This window comes from Mycobacterium sp. DL, assembly GCF_039729195.1.
Taxonomy (GTDB): Bacteria; Actinomycetota; Actinomycetes; order Mycobacteriales; family Mycobacteriaceae; genus Mycobacterium; species Mycobacterium hippocampi_A.
On sequence record NZ_CP155796.1, the window covers coordinates 2,972,156 to 2,993,065 of the forward strand.

The 20,910-nt window shown below is 65.2% G+C and carries 18 protein-coding genes and 1 tRNA gene; 12 read left to right on the top strand and 7 right to left on the bottom strand.

The window, feature by feature from the left end:
• Window positions 1–97: 97 nt before the first annotated feature.
• The 8 genes from ABDC78_RS14245 (at window position 98) to ABDC78_RS14280 (ending at window position 7,378) form a co-directional block, all read left to right on the top strand.
• Window positions 98–970, top strand: a complete 873-nt coding sequence (locus ABDC78_RS14245; RefSeq protein WP_178357373.1) for a ParA family protein — start codon at window positions 98–100, stop codon at window positions 968–970.
• Window positions 967–1,788 carry a segregation/condensation protein A gene (locus ABDC78_RS14250; protein ID WP_178357372.1) on the top strand — a complete coding sequence of 274 codons (822 nt, stop codon included), beginning with the start codon at window positions 967–969 and terminating at the stop codon, window positions 1,786–1,788. The genes ABDC78_RS14245 and ABDC78_RS14250 overlap by 4 nt, the downstream gene beginning before the upstream one ends.
• A gap of 9 nt (window positions 1,789–1,797) precedes the next feature.
• Window positions 1,798–2,589, top strand: coding sequence for an SMC-Scp complex subunit ScpB (scpB, locus tag ABDC78_RS14255; protein WP_178357371.1), 792 nt, complete (start codon window positions 1,798–1,800; stop codon window positions 2,587–2,589).
• The gene (locus tag ABDC78_RS14260; protein WP_178357370.1) at window positions 2,582–3,325 is read left to right on the top strand and encodes a pseudouridine synthase; all 744 of its coding nucleotides are present in this window, start codon (window positions 2,582–2,584) and stop codon (window positions 3,323–3,325) included. The genes scpB and ABDC78_RS14260 overlap by 8 nt, the downstream gene beginning before the upstream one ends.
• Window positions 3,322–4,008, top strand: coding sequence for a (d)CMP kinase (gene cmk, locus ABDC78_RS14265; RefSeq protein ID WP_178357369.1), 687 nt, complete (start codon window positions 3,322–3,324; stop codon window positions 4,006–4,008). The genes ABDC78_RS14260 and cmk overlap by 4 nt, the downstream gene beginning before the upstream one ends.
• Complete coding sequence (gene der / locus ABDC78_RS14270) at window positions 4,005–5,423, top strand: ribosome biogenesis GTPase Der (RefSeq protein ID WP_178357368.1); 1,419 nt, start codon at window positions 4,005–4,007, stop codon at window positions 5,421–5,423. Before cmk ends, der begins: the two co-directional genes overlap by 4 nt.
• Before the next feature lie 38 nt (window positions 5,424–5,461).
• Entirely contained in the window at window positions 5,462–6,229 is a 768-nt protein-coding gene (locus ABDC78_RS14275) for a sulfite exporter TauE/SafE family protein (RefSeq protein WP_178357396.1), read from the top strand.
• Between the two features lie 216 nt (window positions 6,230–6,445).
• Entirely contained in the window at window positions 6,446–7,378 is a 933-nt protein-coding gene (locus ABDC78_RS14280; RefSeq protein ID WP_178357367.1) for a sulfite exporter TauE/SafE family protein, read from the top strand.
• Here ABDC78_RS14280 and ABDC78_RS14285 read toward each other — a convergent pair.
• Window positions 7,358–8,848 carry a cryptochrome/photolyase family protein gene (locus ABDC78_RS14285; RefSeq protein WP_178357366.1) on the bottom strand — a complete coding sequence of 497 codons (1,491 nt, stop codon included), beginning with the start codon at window positions 8,846–8,848 and terminating at the stop codon, window positions 7,358–7,360. The two genes, ABDC78_RS14280 and ABDC78_RS14285, sit on opposite strands and share 21 nt — an antisense overlap.
• 106 nt (window positions 8,849–8,954) lie before the next feature.
• On the opposite strand from ABDC78_RS14285, the gene ABDC78_RS14290 reads away from it, so the two are divergent.
• Window positions 8,955–9,028 (top strand) — tRNA-Pro (locus tag ABDC78_RS14290).
• Here ABDC78_RS14290 and ABDC78_RS14295 read toward each other — a convergent pair.
• Window positions 9,010–9,339, bottom strand: a complete 330-nt coding sequence (locus tag ABDC78_RS14295; protein ID WP_347133463.1) for a tyrosine-type recombinase/integrase — start codon at window positions 9,337–9,339, stop codon at window positions 9,010–9,012. The two genes, ABDC78_RS14290 and ABDC78_RS14295, sit on opposite strands and share 19 nt — an antisense overlap.
• Before the next feature lie 337 nt (window positions 9,340–9,676).
• Window positions 9,677–10,681, bottom strand: coding sequence for a hypothetical protein (locus ABDC78_RS14300; RefSeq protein ID WP_178357365.1), 1,005 nt, complete (start codon window positions 10,679–10,681; stop codon window positions 9,677–9,679).
• A 497-nt stretch (window positions 10,682–11,178) separates the two neighbouring features.
• Between ABDC78_RS14300 and ABDC78_RS14305 the strand changes: the two genes are divergently transcribed.
• Complete coding sequence (locus ABDC78_RS14305) at window positions 11,179–11,544, top strand: hypothetical protein (protein ID WP_178357364.1); 366 nt, start codon at window positions 11,179–11,181, stop codon at window positions 11,542–11,544.
• A 148-nt stretch (window positions 11,545–11,692) separates the two neighbouring features.
• Here ABDC78_RS14305 and ABDC78_RS14310 read toward each other — a convergent pair whose 3' ends face one another.
• The 3 genes from ABDC78_RS14310 to htpG are packed head-to-tail and all read right to left on the bottom strand — an operon-like array spanning window position 11,693 to window position 14,832.
• Window positions 11,693–12,139: a nuclear transport factor 2 family protein gene (locus ABDC78_RS14310; protein ID WP_178357363.1), complete on the bottom strand. Its 447-nt coding sequence runs from the start codon at window positions 12,137–12,139 to the stop codon at window positions 11,693–11,695.
• 37 nt (window positions 12,140–12,176) lie between these two features.
• Window positions 12,177–12,842, bottom strand: coding sequence for a GNAT family N-acetyltransferase (locus tag ABDC78_RS14315; protein WP_178357362.1), 666 nt, complete (start codon window positions 12,840–12,842; stop codon window positions 12,177–12,179).
• Between the two features lie 55 nt (window positions 12,843–12,897).
• A complete protein-coding gene (gene htpG, locus ABDC78_RS14320; protein ID WP_178357361.1) occupies window positions 12,898–14,832 on the bottom strand; it encodes a molecular chaperone HtpG in 1,935 nt (644 codons plus the stop codon).
• Between the two features lie 481 nt (window positions 14,833–15,313).
• Between htpG and ABDC78_RS14325 the strand changes: the two genes are divergently transcribed.
• A complete protein-coding gene (locus ABDC78_RS14325; RefSeq protein WP_178357360.1) occupies window positions 15,314–16,855 on the top strand; it encodes an arylsulfatase in 1,542 nt (513 codons plus the stop codon).
• Between the two features lie 85 nt (window positions 16,856–16,940).
• Here the strand turns inward: ABDC78_RS14325 and ABDC78_RS14330 are convergent, their stop codons facing one another.
• Window positions 16,941–18,275 (bottom strand): hypothetical protein, encoded by a 1,335-nt coding sequence (locus ABDC78_RS14330; RefSeq protein WP_347133464.1) that lies wholly within the window; start codon window positions 18,273–18,275, stop codon window positions 16,941–16,943.
• A 556-nt stretch (window positions 18,276–18,831) separates the two neighbouring features.
• On the opposite strand from ABDC78_RS14330, the gene ABDC78_RS14335 reads away from it, so the two are divergent.
• Window positions 18,832–20,910: an alkaline phosphatase family protein gene (locus ABDC78_RS14335; RefSeq protein WP_178357358.1), complete on the top strand. Its 2,079-nt coding sequence runs from the start codon at window positions 18,832–18,834 to the stop codon at window positions 20,908–20,910.

The window sequence follows — 20,910 nt, forward strand, 5'->3', positions numbered from 1 at the left end:
CGCGCCTGCGGGTCTGCCTCACCAGCACGACGCTCCCCGTTAAGCTTGGCCGGATGTCCGCCACGCCTATGGGTTGCCTGACCAGCGAAGGTCCGGCATGACCGACGGCACAGAGGCCCCGGATCCCGAGGTGACACCCGGTTTGACCGGTCGGCTGCCGCGGTCGATTCCCGAGCCCGCCCCGCGCACGTCGCACGGTCCGGCCAAGGTCGTGGCGATGTGCAACCAGAAGGGCGGGGTCGGCAAGACGACCTCGACGATCAATCTGGGCGCCGCTCTCGCCGAGTACGGGCGACGGGTGCTGCTGGTGGACCTCGACCCGCAGGGTGCGCTGTCCGCCGGGCTCGGCGTGCCGCACTACGAGCTCGACAACACCGTGCACAACCTGCTGGTGGAGCCGCGGGTCTCGATCGACCAGGTGCTGATGAGCACCCGGGTCCCTGGGCTGGACCTGGTGCCCAGCAACATCGACCTGTCCGCCGCCGAGATCCAGCTTGTCAACGAGGTCGGCCGCGAGCAGTCGCTGGCGCGCGCGCTCTATCCGGTTCTGGACCGGTACGACTACGTGCTCATCGACTGCCAACCGTCGCTGGGTCTGCTCACCGTGAACGGGTTGGCCTGCAGTGACGGGGTCATCATCCCGACCGAGTGCGAGTACTTCTCGCTGCGCGGGCTGGCACTGCTGACCGACACCGTCGAAAAAGTGCACGACCGCCTGAACCCGAAACTGTCGATCAGCGGGATCCTGATCACCCGCTACGACCCCCGCACCGTGAACTCCCGCGAGGTGATGGCCCGGGTGGTCGAGCGGTTCGGCGATCTGGTGTTCGACACCGTCATCACCCGCACCGTGCGGTTCCCCGAGACCAGCGTCGCCGGTGAACCGATCACCACCTGGGCGCCGAAATCGGCTGGTGCCGAAGCGTATCGGGCGTTGGCACGTGAGGTCATCGACCGGTTCGGCGCGTGAGCGGGACGCCGTCGACGGAAGAGGAAGACGCGCCCAAGGCAGGCTTCCAGGTTCGACTGAGCAATTTCGAGGGCCCGTTCGATCTGCTGCTGCAGCTGATCTTCGGGCACCGACTCGACGTCACCGAGGTAGCGCTGCACCAGGTCACCGACGAGTTCATCGCCTACACCAAGGCGATCGGCCCACAGCTCGGGCTCGACGAGACCACGTCCTTCCTCGTGGTCGCCGCGACGCTGCTGGACCTCAAAGCTGCTCGCCTGCTGCCCGCCGGCGAGGTGCACGACGAAGAGGACCTCGCGCTGCTCGAGGTGCGGGACCTGTTGTTCGCCCGGTTGCTGCAGTACCGGGCGTTCAAGCATGTCGCCGGGATGTTCGCCGAGTTGGAGTCCGCGGCGCTGCGCAGCTACCCCCGGGCGGTGGCGCTGGAGGACCGCTACGAGGATCTGCTGCCCGAGGTGATGCTCGGCGTGGACGCCGAACGGTTCGCGCAGATCGCGGCGGCGACGTTCACGCCCCGGCCGGTGCCGAGGGTGGGTACCGACCATCTGCACCAGGTGTCGGTGTCGGTGCCCGAGCAGGCCGCCAACCTGATGTCGTTGCTCGAAGGCCGCGGAGTCGGGGAGTGGGCATCGTTCTCCGACCTGGTCGCCGACTGCACGCTGCCCATGGAGATCGTGGGACGGTTCCTGGCGCTGCTCGAACTGTACCGATCCCGGGCGGTAGCATTCGAGCAATCAGAACCGCTTGGTGTGCTCCAGATTTCGTGGACCGGAGAGCGGCCGAACAGCCAACAACTGGCGACCGCCGACGCGGAATAGACAAGACAGATGACTGACGACATTTCACACGATGTGACGGAGAACTCCATCGACCTCGGGTCGGGGATCAACCCCGACACCGAGAACGCTCCTGCGGCCGGGTTGGACGCCGCCGATCTGGACGCTTCGGAACTAGACGCCGCCGAACTGGACGCCGTCGAACTGGACGATGCCGAACTGCGCGCCGCGCTCGAGGCGCTGCTGCTCGTCGTCGACACCCCGGTGACCGTCGACGCCCTGGCCAACGCCACCGACCAGGCGGTCGTTCGGGTGGAAGAGACACTGCGCTCGATGGCCGCCGAGTTCGCCGCCAGGGACAGCGGCATCGACCTTCGTGAAGCGGGCGGCGGGTGGCGGATGTACACCCGCGCGAAGTTCGCGCCGTACGTGGAGAAGCTTCTGCTCGACGGTGCGCGCTCGAAGCTGACCCGGGCGGCGCTGGAGACGCTCGCCGTGGTCGCCTACCGGCAGCCGGTGACCCGGGCACGCGTCAGCGCCGTCCGCGGTGTCAACGTCGACGCGGTGATGCGTACGCTGCTGGCCCGCGGGCTGATCACCGAGGCCGGAACCGACAGCGACTCGGGGGCGGTCGCGTTCGCGACCACGGAGTTGTTCCTGGAGCGACTCGGCCTGACATCTCTGACCGATCTGCCCGACATCGCGCCCCTGCTGCCCGATATCGACGTGATCGACGACCTCAGTGAAACCCTCAGCGAAGAGCCGCGTTTCATGAAGCTCAATGGCGCTCCCAACCCACAGGCGGCGGTGTCCTTCGATGTGGACCGGAGTGAAAATGACTGACGACGAGGGTGTGCGGCTGCAGAAGGTGTTGTCGCAGGCCGGAATTGCCTCTCGACGTGTCGCGGAGAAGATGATTCGCGACGGCCGGGTCGAGGTGGACGACATGATCGTCACGGAGATGGGCACCCGGGTGGATCCGTCAGTGTCGGTGATCCGCGTCGACGGCGTCAGGGTCGCCCACGACGACACGCTGGTACATCTGGCGATCAACAAGCCGGTGGGGATGCACTCCACGATGTCCGACGACCGCGGCCGGCCCTGTGTCGGCGATCTGGTGGAGCACCGGGTCCGCGGCAACAAGAAGCTGTTCCACGTCGGACGTCTGGATGCCGACACCGAAGGCCTGCTGCTGCTGACCAATGACGGCGAGCTGGCACACCGGTTGATGCACCCGTCCTACGAGGTGCCCAAGACCTATCTGGCGACGGTCGTCGGCACGGTGCCCCGTGGGTTGGGACGCAAGCTGCGAGACGGGGTCGAACTGAGCGACGGACCGGTGCGCCTCGACGATTTCGCCGTGGTGGATGCGGTGCCCGGCAAGTCGCTGCTCCGGGTGACGCTGCACGAGGGCCGTAAGCGCATCGTGCGTCGGCTGCTGGCCGAAGTGGGTTATCCCGTGCAGGAACTGGTCCGCACCGACATCGGCACGTTGACCCTCGGCGATCAGCGGCCGGGAAGCATCCGGGTGCTGACCCAGAAGGAGATCGGCGAACTGTACAAGGCGGTGGGCATGTGAACCGGTCGTTGGTGATATCGATCGACGGACCGGCGGGAACCGGAAAGTCCTCTGTCGCAAGAGGTCTCGCAACCTCCCTGAGTGCGCGATACCTAGATACCGGCGCGATGTACCGCATCGTCACGCTCAGTGTGCTGCGCAGCGGTATCGATCTCGGTGACGCCGCGGCGATCGCGGGCATCGCCGGAGACATCGAGCTGGCGGTGGGCCACGACCCCGGCGAGGACCGGTCGTATCTGGCGGGCGAAGATGTCTCGGCCGAGATCCGCGGTGACGCAGTCACCAAGGCGGTATCGGCGGTGTCGGCGGTTCCCGCGGTGCGGACTCGGCTGGTCGATCTGCAGCGCGCGCTGGCGGCGGGGCCGGGAAACGTGGTGGTCGAGGGCCGTGACATCGGCACCGTCGTGCTGCCCGATGCCGACGTCAAGATCTTCCTGACCGCCTCGGCTGAGGAACGCGCCCGGCGGCGCAACGACCAGAATGTCGCCGCGGGGGCAGCCGATGACTACGCCCGGGTGCTCGCCGACGTCAAACGCCGCGATCACCTGGACTCCACCCGGGCGGTGTCGCCGCTGCGGGCAGCCGAGGACGCCATCGTCGTGGACACCAGTGACATGAACCAGTCCCAGGTGATCGCTCACCTCGTGGAGTTGGTCGAGCAGAAAGCCGGGGTCTCCCGATGACCGACGAATCCGACGGCAGTTGGGTCGACGAACGCGATTGGGAGGTCGGCGCCGAAGAGCTCGCCGAAGCGCTCGAGGAGGCGACCGCCCCGCCGCCCGTGGTCGCCGTTGTCGGCCGGCCCAATGTCGGGAAGTCCACGCTGGTCAACCGCATTCTGGGGCGCCGCGAGGCCGTGGTGCAGGACGTTCCGGGGGTGACCCGGGATCGGGTGTCCTACGACGCGCTGTGGTCGGGCCAGCGGTTCGTCGTGCAGGACACCGGGGGCTGGGAGCCCGACGCGAAGGGACTGCAGCAGCTCGTCGCCGATCAGGCATCGGTGGCGATGCGCACAGCGGATGCGGTGATCTTCGTCGTCGACTCCATCGTCGGGGCGACCTCCGCCGACGAGGCCGCGGCCAAGCTGCTGCAGCGCTCCGGCAAGCCGGTGTTCCTGGCGGCCAACAAGGTCGACACCGAGCGGGGTGAAGCCGATGCCGCCGCGCTGTGGTCACTGGGGTTGGGGCAGCCGCATTCGGTCAGCGCGATGCACGGGCGGGGTGTCGCCGATCTGCTCGACTACGTCGTCGAGGCGTTGCCGACGATTTCCGAGGTCGGCAGCGGCGGCGGCGGTCCCCGCCGGGTGGCCCTGGTCGGTAAGCCCAATGTCGGCAAGTCCTCGCTGCTGAATCGGCTGTCCGGCGATGAGCGGTCGGTGGTGCACGATGTCGCGGGCACCACGGTCGACCCCGTCGACTCGCTGATCGAAATGGACGGCAAGATCTGGCGATTCGTCGACACGGCGGGGTTGCGCCGCAAGGTCGGGCAGGCCAGCGGCCATGAGTTCTACGCGTCGGTGCGCACCCACGGCGCGATCGACACCGCCGAAGTGGCGGTCGTGCTCATCGACGCGTCGCAGCCGCTGACCGAGCAGGACCAACGGATCCTGACGATGGTCATCGAGGCGGGTCGGGCGCTGGTGTTGGCGTTCAACAAGTGGGATCTGGTCGACGAGGACCGCCGCTTCCTGCTCGACCGCGAGATCGATCTGCAACTGCAGCAACTGCAGTGGGCGCCGAGAGTGAACATCTCGGCCAAGACCGGGCGTGCGGTGCAGAAGCTGGTGCCCGCGCTGGAAACCTCGTTGGCGTCGTGGGACACCCGGGTGTCCACCGGCAGACTGAACACCTTCTTCAAGGAGATCGTGGCCGCGACGCCTCCGCCGGTGCGCGGGGGCAAGCAGCCGCGCATCCTGTTCGCCACCCAGGCCACCGCGCGACCGCCGACCTTCGTGCTGTTCACCTCGGGTTTCCTGGAGGCCGGTTACCGGCGGTTCCTGGAGCGCAAGCTGCGCGAGACGTTCGGCTTCGAAGGCAGCCCGATCCGCATCAACGTCAGGGTCCGTGAGAAGAGGGGCGCGCAGTCCCGTACCCGCTGAACCCAACATCTAGGGTGTTCTGAGTGCCCGTCGTCGACATGATCCTGATCGCCCTGGCGGGCGTCGGAGCCGGTGCCATCAACGCCGTCGTCGGCTCCGGCACCCTGATCACCTTTCCGACCCTGGTGGCGCTCGGCTTCCCGCCGGTGACCGCGACGATGTCCAACGCGGTGGGCCTGGTGGCCGGTAGCAGCGCAGGGACGTGGGGTTACCGTCGCGAACTGCGCGGACAGTGGCACCGGCTGAAATGGCAGATCCCGGCGTCGTTCCTCGGGGCGGGCACGGGTGCCTGGCTGCTGCTGCATCTGCCGGAGAAGGTCTTCACCCAGGTGGTGCCGGTGCTTCTGGTGCTCGCACTGGCCTTGGTGGTCGTCGGCCCCCGGATCCAGACCTGGGCGCGCAACCGGGCCGAAGCCTCCGGACGATCGGTCGACCATGTGTCGGCGGGCCGGATGACTGCGCTCGTGGCCGCGACGTTCGCCGTCGGGGTGTACGGCGGATACTTCACCGCCGCGCAGGGGATCATGCTGATCGCCGCGATGGGGGCGCTGCTGCCCGAGGACATGCAGCGGATGAACGCAGCCAAGAACCTGCTGTCGCTGGTCGTCAACGTGGTGGCCGCGGTGGCCTACACGGTGGTGGCGTTCGACCGGATCAGTTGGCTCGCGGCGGGGCTGATCGCGGCCGGGTCGCTCATCGGCGGATTCCTCGGCGCGCACTACGGCCGGCGGCTTTCGCCCAATGTGCTGCGAGCTGTGATCGTCGTAGTGGGACTGATTGGGCTCTATCGGTTGTTGACCGTGTAGTCTTGCGAAGGTTTTTAGTTGCGCTCAGTAGTGAGGAATGTTGATGGCGATATGCGTGCAGATCACGCCGTCGCCGTCTGACGTGTCCGCGCTCGAGCCGTTCTGGCCGTCACGTCGGTTGATGGCCTTCGACGAGTGGTGTTGTCCGCGTCCCTGACGCGCACCCACCCGTCCATTGCGATCACCATGCGGTGATCACATTCTCCGAAGGCAGCCATGCGTTCGCTCATCATCTTCACGCTCGTCGGAGCGGGTGCCCAGCTCGTCGACGGCGCCCTCGGCATGGCCTTCGGCATCACCGCGACGACGCTGCTGGTGCTCTCCAGCGTCGGCGCCGCCCAGGCCAGCGCCGCGGTACACCTCGCCGAGGTCGGCACCACCTTCGCGTCAGGGTTGTCGCACTGGAAGTTCAAGAACATCGACTGGCGGCTGGTCGCCAAGTTGGGCGTACCGGGAGCGATCGGCGCCTTCCTCGGAGCCACCGTCCTGTCATCGCTGTCCACCGAGCACGCCGCGCCACTGATGGCCGCGATCCTGATGGCCATCGGTCTTTATGTGCTGCTGCGGTTCTCGCTGCGAACCCCGCTGACGTTCGGCACCCGCGGAACCAGCCACAGCACCAAGTTCCTGGCCCCGCTGGGCCTGTTCGGCGGTTTCATCGATGCCTCCGGGGGTGGCGGCTGGGGACCGGTGACGACGAGCACGCTGCTGTCGCAGGGCAAGACGGCGCCGCGCACCGTCATCGGATCGGTGAGCGCGTCGGAGTTCCTGGTGTCGGTGTCGGCGTCGGTCGGGTTCCTGATCGGGTTGCGCGAGGAGTTCCTGCAGAACTGGCCGGTGGTCGTGGGCCTGATGGTCGGCGGCGTGATCGCGGCGCCGTTCGCCGCCTGGTTGGTGACCCGGATCAGTCCGGCACTGCTGGGCACCGCGGTCGGCGGTGTGATCGTGCTGACCAACAGTCAGAAGCTGGTGCATTTCTTCGACGTCCAGTGGCCGTGGTCGACGGCGATCTACTCGCTGATCGTTGTGGTTTGGGTGTCGTTGGTGATCTATGCGTGGCGGGTGTCGCGCGCGCCGCGCTTCGCGCCGGAGACGGGCGCCGTCGCCGCGGGCGAAGACGAGACCGAATCAAAATCGATCACGCGCTGATTCCTGCTCCAACACCGCATCCAGGTCGTTGAGCCGTTCCATTGACGACACCGTCCGGCGGGTGCGGTTGTTCTTGGCCAGCATCTCGCGATGGCGGTGGGTGAAGGCCCAGTAGCCCGCCGTGAACGGGCAGGCGTCGTCGCCGAGGCGCTTCTTCGGGTCGAACGCGCAGTCCTTGCAGTGGTCGCTCATCTTGTTGATGTAGGCGCCGCCGGAGGTGTACGGCTTGGTGGCGAGCAGACCGCCATCGGCGTGCTGGCTCATGCCGACGACGTTTGTGGGCATCACCCAGCGGAATCCGTCGACGAACGTCGTGGCGAACCATTCGGTGAGCTCGTCGGGACGGTAGCCGCGCTGCAGCGCGTGGCTACCCAGGACCATCAGGCGTTGGATGTGGTGGGTCCAGCCGCGGTCCCGGACACCGGCCATAGCGTGGTGCAGGCACTGGGCCGTCACCGCGTCAGCGTCGAGGTCAGCCCACCAGTCCGGTAGCCGGGTGCGGGCCGCGAGTTCGTTCTTCTTGGTGTAGTCCGGGCCGAAGTGCCAATACAGGTGCCACATGTACTCGCGCCATCCGAGGATCTGCCGGATGAAGCCCTCGACGGCGGCCAGCGGGGCGTTGCCGTCGCGGTAGGCCTTCTCTGCGGCCTCCACCGCGTCGAGGGGATGCAGCACCCCGAGGTTGAGAGGGACCGACAGCAGTGAGTGCGACATCGCCCAGTCGTCGCTCATGATGGCGTCCTCGTAGAGCCCGAAGCTGGGCAGTCGCTGCTCGATGAAGCGGGTCAGTGCGCGTGTGGCCTCGGTGGGCGTGACGGCGAACAGGCGTGGACCGTCGACACCGACGGTGTCGAGTTTCATCCGGTCCAGGTCGCGGCGGACCTGCTCGTCGATGTCGTCTTCGCGCGGCCGGTAGGGCGCCGGGAGCTCGAGTGTCGACTGCTTCTTCGGCGGAGGCTCGCGGTTGTCCTCGTCGTAGTTCCACCGGTTGCCGACGGGGTCCGCCCCGTTCATCAGCACATCGAACCGGCGGCGCTGGCCGCGGTAGAAATCCTCCATCCGGAACCGGGTTCGCTCACCGGCCCACTCCTGGAAGTCCTTGCGGGGTAGCGCGAATGTCGGGGTGGGCAGCACGTCGGCGACGAGGCCGTCCTTGCGGAGGCGGTGGACGAACTTCTCGGCGGCGTGCGACGTCGGTTCGTGGACCAGGACGGGACGCTTGAAACGTCGCAGCGCGTCGGTGTAGGTGTCGGCCTTCAGCAAGGTCGCACGCTCACCCAGATCCTGCTCGGCGTGCCGGAGCGCGGAGAGCACCAGGTGCAGTTTCTGCCGGTGGTAGCGACGTTTCGACAGCGCTGAGGTCGCCTCGACGAGCAGCACCTCGCGGTGAGCGTGCTCGCCGCCGTAGACGGCCGGACCGAGTTGGTCGGCGAACAGCCACAGGGGAGTCTCATCGCGAGCGCCGCTCATGAGATCGACAGTAGGCGCGCGGCCTGACACGGCTCCTGGCGGTTGGGATTGGAGGGTCGCCCTGAGGTAGGCTTTCGACCGCCCGCCGGCGATCCCGGCGGCACCGCGGGCTGTGGCGCAGCTTGGTAGCGCACTTGACTGGGGGTCAAGTGGTCGCAGGTTCAAATCCTGTCAGCCCGACACAGGTCAAAGGCACTTTCTCGTTCCGAGAAGGTGCCTTTTTCTTGCTCGTACTTAAACGGCATACCCAAACCGGCGCACAAGCCAAGCACCGTACCCAGACCATCGATCGCCGCTCGTGCGGTGTCGTCGGAGGTGTGGCCGTACGGGTCGCCGGTAACGCTGATCGACGAGTGGCCCAGAAGGTCGGCAGCGGCCTTGATGTGGACGCCCGATTCCAGCCAGGCCACCGCCTCTGAATGTCGCTTGGTGTGGGCGCCCACCTTATCCAGGCCAGACTTCTTCGCAGCCAGCTCGACGGCACGCAGCACGTTGCGGGGGTCAGCCAGTTATCCCCAGCTCCGTGCAGAACATCATCCCGGTGTCCGTCCACTGATCGCCGGCGAGGGTTTCGCCCCTGTGTTCGGTCCAGCCGGTCGACGAACAATCAGCCCTGACCTTTGCGACTGGGCGGTGGGCTCCGCTACGCGACGAGTCCCGACCGCCTGCGCGGGCGCAAGTCGTTCCAAGACAGTCGATTACGGTCCCACCAGCAGACTGTGGAGCGAAGAAATTGGCCGGATCGATAGAAGGGAACATTCAGCCACGACGACGGCGACTGGGCGTTCTTCGGCGACACGGAGGGCTCGTCGAGCTGACGCCAACCCTCTAGTCGTTGGCCTCGGTGCCGGGATCGTTCGCCTCATCGGTCGGAGCGGGTGACGACTGTTCGTCGTCGTCTGCGAGGTCCGGATCCGGAGGACTCTGTTCCTGCGCGGGTGCGGGTTCTTCTTCCTCGACGAGATCGTCGACTTCTTCCCCGGGCAGTTCGTCCCCGGGGACGTCTTCTCCGAGCACTTCTTCTTCGGGCACGTCCTGCCCGAGCACATCGGACGTCGGCAGGTCGAGTTCCTCCGTCAGTGGGTCCTGCTCCTCCAGCACGGCCTCGTCCTCAGTTGGCAACTGCTCTTGCACCGCAACAGGTTCCGTCTCCGGCTCGGTGGTGAGCATCGTGGCTTGCACCTCGGGACCGGGCCACTCGTCGATCGCCGCCGGAGCTTCTGGCGCGATCGCCTCGCCCGCAGACTGGTCCAGAAAAATCGCGAAGGAAATGAGCCCGGGGGCAGGGGAAGTCTCCTCCGTAGTCAACAGCCCGGGTATGGGGTAATGGTCGAACTCAGCCCCCGGCACACCGTTGAGTACGCCGTCGATGATGCGGGCCGGGATGTTGATGACGGCGTTGACGAGCCCGATCACGTCGAAGGTGGTGATCGCCTCGAATACGTCGGCGATCGCGAGACCCGTTGCGGCGATGCCGTTCAACAGTGGGCTGAATGCGACGTTGAACAGATACTCGCGGCCGCCCGGCTGGCTAACGAGAAGATCAAAATATGAAAAGACCGTTCCGATGCCCTGCCCGATGCTCTTCAACGGTTGCAGGACGAAATCGGCCACGGCGACGAAAAATTCGTCCAACCTGCCGAACTGCAATGAGGTGAGTGCGTCCTCGAACGCCACCGCCTGGTTGGCGAGGGTCGCTCTGATGATCGGGAAGGGATCGGCGAAGTATTGCTCAAACAAGCCGCCCACGTTCGTCAGCGATTTCACAAGAACCTGCGGGTAGAGCTGTAGCGGGCTCGGGATCGCGGCGAGCTGCACCGCTGGGCTCGCCACCACCGACACCGCGGGCGGGGGGCTGATGGGTGTGACGGCGATGACGCTTGCCCCCACCAGTGCGACACCCGCGCTCAGACACGGTCGTACACCTGTGAACACGCGACCCTCCTCTCGGCGGCGCCACAGCGACGCGTCCCGACCACTGGAAAGTACCGGCGGACACAACCCGGAGCAATCAGGGAATTCCCTTGACCTCAACCCTCCGAGCCGGTGACCCGGGTCCAGAATTCTCCGGCCGCATGTCGCGTTCGCGGCCAGTATCCCCGGCAGGTATGCGCCGTCACGTAATTCCTCAGAGGTGACCGTCACGTAATTCCTCAGAGGTGACCGTCACGTAATTCCCATGTTCGGGTGCTGCTGTGGTGGATAGCGAAGTGCGGGGCAGTGTCAGAGTTGGCGAACGGTGTTATGTTTGCGCCGTTCGGGGGAGCAGGGATTTCTGAAACGGGGGCCGCATGCCAGCAATGTCACGACGATCAGCGCACTGTTTCACAGTGGGGGTAACCATCGCAGGCGCCATCCTGGCGTACGTGCCGACGGCGAGCGCGCAGCCTTTCTGGAATTGTGGGCCGCTGGCGCCGGAAGACCTGCCGCGGACCGCCGAACACCAGCAGGCTTGCGATCAGCAACAGCAGCAGCCCGGTATGCCCGAGCTTCCTGACCTTCCTGACAACAATCCGCAACAGGCTCCGCCGGCGCCGCCCGAAAGCAACAACCCCAACGGCGTCGACCTCGCAGATACGGATTGCTGGGTCGTCAACGGCGTTCCGACCATGTGGTCACCGGGATTATCAACCCCTCCGGGGCAACAATCGTGGCCGTGCTATTACGTCTACGGGTTGACACCGAAGCCACGCTAACGAGCGGAATACGGTCGATCTGCCCCGGCCGCGTTCGTGGTTCGTGAAGGGACACCTTATCGGGGCTTCGGCACGCTCAAAACGGTTGGGACGCTTCATCAAACCTCGGTGACCACCGCCGGAGTGGATGCCTCGGTCACCGACCTCTTCATCGTTCGTCGCCCACATCCAGACCCGGCGCCGGCGCACCGAGTGCCGCCGCCTGGGCCAGTGTTACGTCCGGCATCAACCGGGCCAGCAGGGGCACCCGATCGCCATATGCGCGGCCACGTAGGACGCGGTCGCCGCGCAGGGTGACGCAGTAGACCGTGCCCCACTCGAGTCGCTCGCCGCCGCCGGGTCGGCCGCTGTTGCGCGCTTCGACGAACACCGTGCCGTCACGTTCGGCCCACTCGGCGATCTCGAAGCGGAACTCCGGCACCCCGGCAAGGTAGGTGGCCATATAGGCCCGGACCTGGTTGTGCCCTAGCGGCGCCGTCATGCCGGGGTGCAGCACGGTGCCGTCGACGGGATCGAAGAGATCTTCGTACTTGTCCGGATCCGGTGCAGCACCGAAATCGGCGAACCGGTGGAGAAAATTCTGCACGTCGGTCATGTCAGCCTCAGTCGAGTCGTGAGAGGGATAGCGGGCGCTACGTCAGCTCGGACCCAGGCGCCCGGACGACCATCGGCACGGCGGGAAAATACCTCGCCATCTCTGAGCGCGACCGCCGGAGCGCGGCCGTTCCGTAGCCCTTCTTCCGGTGTTCGGGGTGGATCCACACCCTGACGTTCACCTCGCCGCGCTCGAGTTCGCCGAACACCATCCCGACCTTCACCGTCTCCACCACCGCGACGAACCACGCGGCATCCTCCTGGCTGATGCGGCGCTGCGCGAATCGCATTTCGTCGTCGATCGGTTGCGCGGGCTGACCGGATCCATCGCCGGCGGCACCCACTTCTTCCAACCTGGCGGCAAAGATGTCCCGGTCTGGATCACCGGCGAACGGGCGCAGAGTCACGCTGTCATCCGAACTCGCCGGGCGCTCGTTCAGTGTGAATGTCAGCTGACTGTTGAGGTCGTCGAGCTCTGCGGCGATCCTGCGGCGCGAGTCCTTGGTCAGCTGATCGAACGCCATGCTCATCACCGCCTCCGCACCTCGCGTCGAGGTATTCAACAGTGCAGCGATAGCCGCGACCGCGGTGGTCCTGTCGTCGGATTCCACGATCAGGTCGAGAACCTCATGGCGACGATTCAGCGCGGACAGCAGAGCATCGGCGATTTCACGACGGGCCGCCGTCTGATCCTGATCGGTCATCACCTCAGCCTAGTTCTGCGGACCGTACTGGACCGGCTACCGGCTGATCTGGTTCTCAGACTGTGCGGGCCAGCCGGTCTGCGAGCAGGGCGGCGAACTTTGCTGGATCGTCGGGAGTGCCTCCTTCGGCGAGAAGGGCTGTGCCGTAGAGCAATTCTGCGGTTTCCCCCAAAGATTGGTCGTCACCGCGGTCTTTGACGGCTTCCCGCAATCCGGTGACCAGAGGGTGATTCGCATTGAGTTCCAGAATGCGCTTCCCGACCGGAACCTCCTGTCCGGAGGCTTGGTAGATCCGCGCGAGTGCCGGCGTGATGCCGAAGGTATCGGTGATCAGACATGCCGGCGACTCGGTCAGTCGGGTGGACAGTCGCACTTCTTTGACGTGATCAGCCAAGCTCTGTTGCAACCAGTTCAGCAGATCAGCGAACTCTTTCTCCTGCTCCTCGCGTTCGGCGTTGGTGGTGTCCCCGTCGGAATCGAGGTCGACTTCCCCGCGGGCTACCGACTGAAGCGGCTTGCCGTCGAATTCGGTGATCGTTTCCACCCAGACCTCGTCGACGGGGTCGGTGAGCAGTAGCACTTCGTAGCCCTTTGCCTTGAACGCCTCCAGGTGCGGTGATTTCAGCAGTTGCTGACGCGTTTCCCCAGTTGCGTAGTAGATCTGCGCCTGTCCGTCCTTCATTCGGGAGACGTAGTCGGCGAGGGTGGTGGGTTCGTCCTCGCTGTGTGTCGAGGCGAACGACGAGATGTGCAGCAGGGTGTCCTGGTTGTCGAGGTCCGACAGCAGACCCTCTTTGAGCACCCGTCCGAACTGGGTCCAGAAGGTCAGGTAGTCCTCCGGGCGCTCGGACTGCAGATCCTTGATCGTGGAAAGCACCTTCTTGGTGAGACGACGACGGATCGCCTTGACCTGCCGGTCTTGTTGCAGGATTTCGCGGGAAACGTTGAGTGACATGTCCTGCGCGTCGACCACACCCTTGACGAAACGCAGGTACTCGGGCATCAACTGGTCGCAGTCGTCCATGATGAAGACGCGTTTGACGTACAGCTGAATCCCGATGCTGTCGCGGTTGAACAGGTCGAACGGGGCGTGCGACGGGATGAAGAGCAGGGCCTGGTATTCGAAGGTTCCCTCGGCCTTCATCGGGATGATCTCGAGCGGCTCGTCCCACGCATGGGCGATGTGCTTGTAGAACTCGTGGTATTCCTCGTCGGAGACGTCGTCTCGGGATCTGGCCCACAGCGCCTTCATCGAATTCAGCGTCTCGGTTTCGGTGGTCACGACCACCTCACCGCCGTCCTCTTCGGGCGGTGTGCGTCGCTCGACGTTCATCCGGATAGGCCAGGCGATGAAGTCGGAGTACTTCTTGACCAGCTCCCTGATCTTCGCCTCCGAGGTGTAGTCGTGTAGCTCGTCCTCGGCGTCTTCAGGCTTGAGGTGCAGCGTGACCGCTGTGCCTTGCGGGGATTCACCAACGGTCGAATCGACGGTTTCGATCGTGTAGGTGCCCTGTCCGCTGGATTCCCAGCGCGTCGCCTCGCTCTCGCCGGCTTTTCGGGTGAGCAATTCGACGGTGTCGGCCGCCATGAACGTCGAGTAGAAGCCGATGCCGAATTGGCCGATCAGTTCCTGGGACGCGTCCGCGTTCTGTGCCTCGCGCAACTGTTCGCGCAGTTCAGCGGTGCCCGATTTGGCCAGCGTGCCGATGAGCCCCACAACCTCGTCCCGCGTCATGCCGATTCCGTTGTCGCGAACAGTCAGCGTGCGTGCAGCCTTGTCCACCTCGATCTCGATGTGTAGGTCGGACGTGTCGACCTCGAGGTCCTTGTTCCGGAACGCTTCGATGCGCAACTTGTCCAGGGCGTCGGACGCGTTGGAGATCAGCTCCCGCAGGAACGAGTCCTTGTTGGAGTAGATCGAATGGACCATCAGATCGAGCAGTTGGCGCGCCTCGGCCTGAAACTCCATCTGTTCGACATGCGCGTTCATAGTTTTCCGTTCCTCCGCACAGAGCTTGTTGCGAATACCCGGCCAGATAATACAAAGCGCGTGGCCAGCGTGTGTGCTGCCGACAAATGGAGGACGCGCGCCGACAGGCTCACGACGTCCACCCTGCCACCAATCGGTCTTCGGCATCACGTGTTCGTTGTTCCCGATCTCCACAACGCAACCGCCGCAGCGCGGCACGAAGCCCGACACGGTCTACGGATCCTGGTCGGCACCATCGACGCTCACCGATAGCGTTGCAGCGCAACAGATTCACAACCACGGTGCCGGGCGCCTCATCTGTTTCGGGTGATGCCTCGCGCCCTGGCGCCGCGAGGATCGGATGCGGATCATGCTGCGCGGCCGCGATCTTGAAACCGCGAGCCCCTGGCGAATTCTCGATGAGAAACCCGGTACCCGAACAAGATCACAGTCCTACTGTGTGAAGCACATATGCAGTGCCATAAACGAAAGTGAGGGCGCGATGCCCAACGGAAAGCCGAATATCGTGGTCATCTGGGGAGACGACATCGGCATCTCGAATCTGAGCTGTTACAGCGACGGCGTGATGGGTTACCGGACCCCGAACATCGATCGGATCGCCAAGGAGGGTATGCGGTTCACCGATTCGTACGGTGAGCAAAGCTGCACTGCAGGCAGGGCGGCCTTCATCAGTGGACAAAGCGTGTACCGGACCGGAATGAGCAAGGTGGGCATACCCGGTGCCGACATCGGCTGGGCCGCTGAGGATCCCACGATTGCCGAGTTGCTGAAGCCGCTCGGCTACGCGACGGGCCAGTTCGGCAAGAACCACTTCGGAGACTTGAACAAGTACCTCCCGACGGTGCATGGCTTCGACGAGTTCTACGGCAACCTCTACCACCTCAACGCCGAGGAGGAGCCGGAGAGTTACGACTACCCCCACGAGGACCGCTACCCGAGGCTGTACAACCTCGCCAAGCCCCGTGGCGTGATGAAGTGCAAGGCCATCGACGAGGTATCGACCGAGGCCGACGATCCGAAGTACGGCCCGGTCGGCAAGCAGATCATCGAGGACACCGGCCCACTGACCACGAAGCGGATGGAGACCATCGACGACGACATCGCCGACGCGACGGTCGACTACATCAAACGCCAGCATGATGCCGCCAACCCGTTCTTCGTCTGGTGCAACTTCACGCATATGCACCTGTACACCCATCTCAAGCCGGAGAGTCGGGGGCAGGCGGGACTGTGGCAGTCCGAGTACCACGATGCGATGATCGACCACGACCGCAACGTCGGGACGGTCCTCGATGTCCTCGACGAACTCGGCATCGCCGACGACACCATCGTCATCTACTCCACGGACAACGGACCGCACCGCAACACGTGGCCGGACGCGGGCACCACACCGTTCCGCAGCGAGAAGGACACCAACTGGGAAGGGGCGTTCCGGGTTCCGGAACTCGTCCGGTGGCCGGGCAAGATCGAGGCCGGTGCGGTTTCCAATGAGATCATCCAGCACCACGACTGGCTGCCGACCCTCCTCGCCGCCGCGGGTGAACCTGAGATCAGCGACAAACTGCGCACGGGGCACACCGTCGGTGATGCCGACTACAAGGTGCATATCGATGGTTACAACCTGCTGCCGTATCTGACAGGCGAGGTTGAGGAGAGCCCCCGGCGCGGCTTCTTCTATTTCTCCGACGACGGCGACCTGGTCGCGATGCGCTTCGAGAACTGGAAGATCGTGTTCATGGAGCAGCGCTGCCAGGGCACGCTGCGCATCTGGGCGGAGCCGTTCACACCACTTCGGGTGCCCAAGCTGTTCAACCTGCGCACCGATCCCTATGAGTACGCCGATATCACCTCGAACACCTACTACGAGTGGCTGTTGCGCCACGACTATTTCGTCTTCTACGCCACCGCGATGGCGACGAAATTCTTGGAGACGTTCAAGGACTTCCAACCGCGGCACGCTCCAGCCAGTTTCAGCGTCGATCAGGCGGTTGAGAAGCTCCACTCGTTCCTGGCCAAGGACTAGAGCCGAGTCGACGGCTGTTTCATTCGCCCGGATGACGGACGGCCCCCTCGTCGCCGAGGGGGCCGCCTTTCAATGCAACTGCGAGTCAGTCGTCGCTGCCCGAACTGCTGCTGTCCGACTTGCTGCTCTCGGACTTTTCACTGTCCGACTTGCTGCTGTCGGCGCCACGCTTCGGCTTCTCAGCGTCGGCATCCTTGCCGGTGTCACTGTCCGACTCAGCTTCGCCTGCCGATGAATCCGCATCGTCGGCGTCCTCGTCGGCAACCGTCTCGGTGTTGTCGGCATCCTCCTCGGTGACGGCATCCTCATCGGTCGCCGTCTCCTCGTCGGTCGCGGTCTCCTCGTCGGTCGCGGTCTCCTCGTCGGTCGCGGTCTCCTCCTCGGTCGTGGTTTCCTCCTCGACCTCGTCGGCTACTGGCGCCACGTCCTCACCGGCGGGGGCCGGTTCGGTCGACTCGGCCTCGCCGTCGACGGCCGTTGCCGTCTCCTCGTCGGTGGTTTCAGCACTGACGTTGAGCGCCACCAGATCTGCGTCCGAGGCGAGATCGGTCGACGACACCTTCGCCAGCAGCGCATCGGCCGTCTCGGCGCCGTCACCCTCCGACTCCTCGGACAGCGCTGCGATGGCCGCGGCGATCGTCTTGGGGAGCTGGACGAAGAACGCATCGATCGGGCCACCCTCGGTGAAGATGCCCGGGAACGTCTCCCACTCGGGGGAGATGCTGGCCTGGTAGCCGTTGAAGAAGGCGTTGAGGACCTTGGCCGGCGCATTGATGACTTCGCTGACGGCGGTCACCCAGTCACCCTCGTACAGCGAGCCCGACACCACGTTGAGGATATCGGTGAGCTGGTAGATCGCGGTGATCGGCGGGCCGAGCAGTGAGTAGGCGTAGCCGGTGGTGGTGGTGTCGCCGACGAACAGCGCGTCGAGGACCGCACCGATGGTCGGTGCGCCGAAGTCCCGCGCGATCTGCCCGGGAATCTCGAAGGAGGGGTACAGCGGCCAGCCCGCTTCGCCCAGACCGAAGAGCCCCCAGCTGACAACGTTGGCGAACGCCTGGGTGAACTGGCCCTGCATGACGAAGTCCCACGCTTCTTCCAGCGCGACCGGGAGTTCGGCGAAGTGCTCGGTCAATCCGGCGTTGGACTCGGCGAACCCGGCGTTGAGGGTCTCCAGGTACGTCGGCAGATTGTTGAAGAACTGCTCGAGGCCGGGAGCCGGGTTGAACACCGCTTGGGCGATCTCGGAGTAGAGCGAACCGGTGGTGATGACCTCCCACGCAGCGGGCAGGCCCTCGGTCACGATGGCATTGCCCTGGGTGCCCAGGTTCGCGACCGTGCCGGTGATCGTTTCGCCCCATGTGGCGAACGGATCGACCCACGCCGAGAGCTCGACAGCGCGGTCCTGCAGGGCAGGCACGGCCGGGGCGACGGGATTAATCGCGATGACGGAGGCGCCCGCGAGCGCGACACCAGCAATCAGCAATTTCTTGTCACGAGGGGCGGAAGGTCCGGGGATAGACCAAAAACTGCGGTCTGCACCGCCGCTTAGAGCTAACTGCATGGTTCTCCTGTAGTCACAGTGGGGACGGGTGGCCACTACGGGCCAAGCGCAGGTTAGTTGAGGCTTACCTACCCCACAAGAGCTACCTACTACGGCTAACTTTGTGGCGCCTGTCACGGCGGCGCTCACACGGCGCGACTTCCTCCCGGCAGTGCGGCGGCGACAGCAGTCGGGCAACTCGGCGATTCCTGGTGGCCGGAGTGCGTTGAGGGCGTAATTTACGGTGCAGCCAGTTCACCGAGAAGTGAGACAGCTATGCGGCCACCGACGGTCATACGACGATCTCGTGTCTCCGTTGTGTCCGACCCCTCTGCACGGTTCGGTGACGACATCCCGCTCACCGCATCCGGAGACACCTAAGTTCACTCCCACACGCCTCGCTGCTGTGCGCGTGGCATCGAAAGGAACATCCATGGGGTACGCCAGGCACATCGGTCGCGTCGGAGCGCTAGCAGTGACGCTGGGGGTGGGAGTGGCCCTGGCGTCCGCACCGGGCGTCGCGTCCGCCGAACCGTCGAGCACATCGTCGACCAGCGACACATCGACGTCGAGCGCCTCGACCTCGTCGACCTCTCCGAGCCGCGATTCGGCAGCGAAAGAGCGCACCGAGAAACGGGATTCGTCGAAACCGCGGGATACCACCACAGACGGCGGTGACGATAGCGACTCCGACGACGGCGCCACGACCGACACCGGGAGCGAGGACGACGAGAACCTGTCGGCGGCGGAGGACGAGGCGGACCGCGGAGACGGTCGACGGACAACAAAGCGGTCCACGGTCACGCTGGACGCGGATGCGCCGGATGACTCCGATGCCCACGATGACTTTGGTGCGGCGGACGCCCCGGTGACCGTCGATACCCCCGACTCCGCCGAAGCCACGACCACCGCGCTGACGACGACCGCGGTGGACACCGCCGACGCGCCCACCATTCCTGCCGTCTCGGCACTGACGCCTCCGGTGTCCGCGAAGCGCCCCACGGTAGTGAGCGTGGTTCCCATCGCCGAGTCCGCAGTGCTGCCGCCGCTGGCGGATCCGGCTCCGCAGACACCTCCGATCCAGGCGCCGGTGATGTTGGCGGCACTGGCCGCAGTGCGAGATGAACTCGAGCGGAACACCCTGCGCCGCAACGCGACCGCCGTTCCGCAAGCCGCAGCGCTGCCTGCGGATCCCTCACCGAACGTGCTGGTGATCGGTGTCGACGGAACGAACCTCAGCAGGGTGCTGGCAGATCCAGCCAATGTCAATTTCTTCGAGTTGATGCAGGGCGGAACCACTGCCGCGGCCAGCATCGCCGGCCACACCACGATCTCCAACCCGTCGTGGTCTTCCATCCTCACCGGCGCGTGGGGCGAGACGACGGGCGTGATCAACAACGTCTTCACGCCGTGGACCTACGACAACTGGCCCACCGTGTTCAACCAACTCGAGGCCGCCAATTCGGATATCCAGACGACATCGATTGCCAACTGGGACGTCATCTCGGCGATCGCGGCCGCCGGCGCCGATCCCGCCGACATCGTGCGGAACATCTACCAGATCGAGGGTGACACCAACTGGTTGCTCACCGACGACGCGGTCGGTGACGCGACGGAGGCCGCGATCGCGGCAGCCAGCGCCGCGGTCCCGAACTTCGTCTTCAGCTACTTCGTCGGCGTCGACGAGAACGGGCACATGTACGGCGGCGCATCGGAGGAGTACGCGGCGGCGCTGAACAACTTCGACAGGAATCTCGGGGAGATCCTGGACGCGGTGAACGCATGGGAAACGCTGACCGGGGAGCAGTGGACCATCATCATGGTCACCGACCACGGCCATCAGCCCCAGCAGGGTCTCGGCCACGGATTCCAGTCACCAGATGAGACATCAACTTTTGTCATCGCCAACAACCCGCTGATCTTCGCCGAGGGCGGAATCAACCTGCAGTACCAGATCGTCGACGTCACCCCGACCGTGCTCGACATTTTCGGCGGCCCGCCTCCTGTTGATGCCGACGGTGTGTCCCTGACCGAACTCGGTGACAGCACCGTCTTCCCGATCAACGACGACGAGGCGCTGCGCGTCGCGCTTCAAGACGCGATCGGCATGTACGGCTATCCCGATATCGGCACCCAGCTCGCGTTGGGGCTGCGCACGATCGTCACGTCGGTGCCGTACTTCGTCTTCGGCATCACCAATGAGCTCACCTCGGCACTGCAGGGGATCGCTGAGCAGGACATCTTCCTGATCAGCTTCCTGGCGCGGCTGGCCATTCTGCCGGTCCAGTTCATCGGCGATCTCGCGTACGTGGCGACGAACTTCGCGGCCCAGATCGTCGCCGGACTGACCGGCGTGACCGGTGCCAGCATCTTCCCGTTGTGGCCCCCGGCTGCTCCGTCGTTCCCGACCACACCCGAAGAGGCGACGACGCTGGAAGCCCTGCTGGCCTGTGGAGACACGCGCGGCGTGGGTGCGGCGATGTTCTGCGGCGACGGCGACATCGCGGTCTGA

What these genes read in the sequence shown, in the direction of transcription:
- ABDC78_RS14260 (WP_178357370.1), top strand. Translation starts at nt 2,582, where the DNA reads ATGACTGACGACGAGGGTGTGCGGCTGCAGAAGGTGTTGTCGCAGGCC.
- ABDC78_RS14275 (WP_178357396.1), top strand. Translation starts at nt 5,462, where the DNA reads ATGATCCTGATCGCCCTGGCGGGCGTCGGAGCCGGTGCCATCAACGCC.
- ABDC78_RS14325 (WP_178357360.1), top strand. Translation starts at nt 15,314, where the DNA reads ATGCCCAACGGAAAGCCGAATATCGTGGTCATCTGGGGAGACGACATC.
- ABDC78_RS14335 (WP_178357358.1), top strand. Translation starts at nt 18,832, where the DNA reads ATGGGGTACGCCAGGCACATCGGTCGCGTCGGAGCGCTAGCAGTGACG.
- ABDC78_RS14280 (WP_178357367.1), top strand. Translation starts at nt 6,446, where the DNA reads ATGCGTTCGCTCATCATCTTCACGCTCGTCGGAGCGGGTGCCCAGCTC.
- ABDC78_RS14245 (WP_178357373.1), top strand. Translation starts at nt 98, where the DNA reads ATGACCGACGGCACAGAGGCCCCGGATCCCGAGGTGACACCCGGTTTG.
- ABDC78_RS14310 (WP_178357363.1), bottom strand. Translation starts at nt 12,139, where the DNA reads ATGACCGACGTGCAGAATTTTCTCCACCGGTTCGCCGATTTCGGTGCT.
- scpB (WP_178357371.1), top strand. Translation starts at nt 1,798, where the DNA reads ATGACTGACGACATTTCACACGATGTGACGGAGAACTCCATCGACCTC.
- ABDC78_RS14315 (WP_178357362.1), bottom strand. Translation starts at nt 12,842, where the DNA reads ATGACCGATCAGGATCAGACGGCGGCCCGTCGTGAAATCGCCGATGCT.
- der (WP_178357368.1), top strand. Translation starts at nt 4,005, where the DNA reads ATGACCGACGAATCCGACGGCAGTTGGGTCGACGAACGCGATTGGGAG.
- htpG (WP_178357361.1), bottom strand. Translation starts at nt 14,832, where the DNA reads ATGAACGCGCATGTCGAACAGATGGAGTTTCAGGCCGAGGCGCGCCAA.
- ABDC78_RS14285 (WP_178357366.1), bottom strand. Translation starts at nt 8,848, where the DNA reads ATGAGCGGCGCTCGCGATGAGACTCCCCTGTGGCTGTTCGCCGACCAA.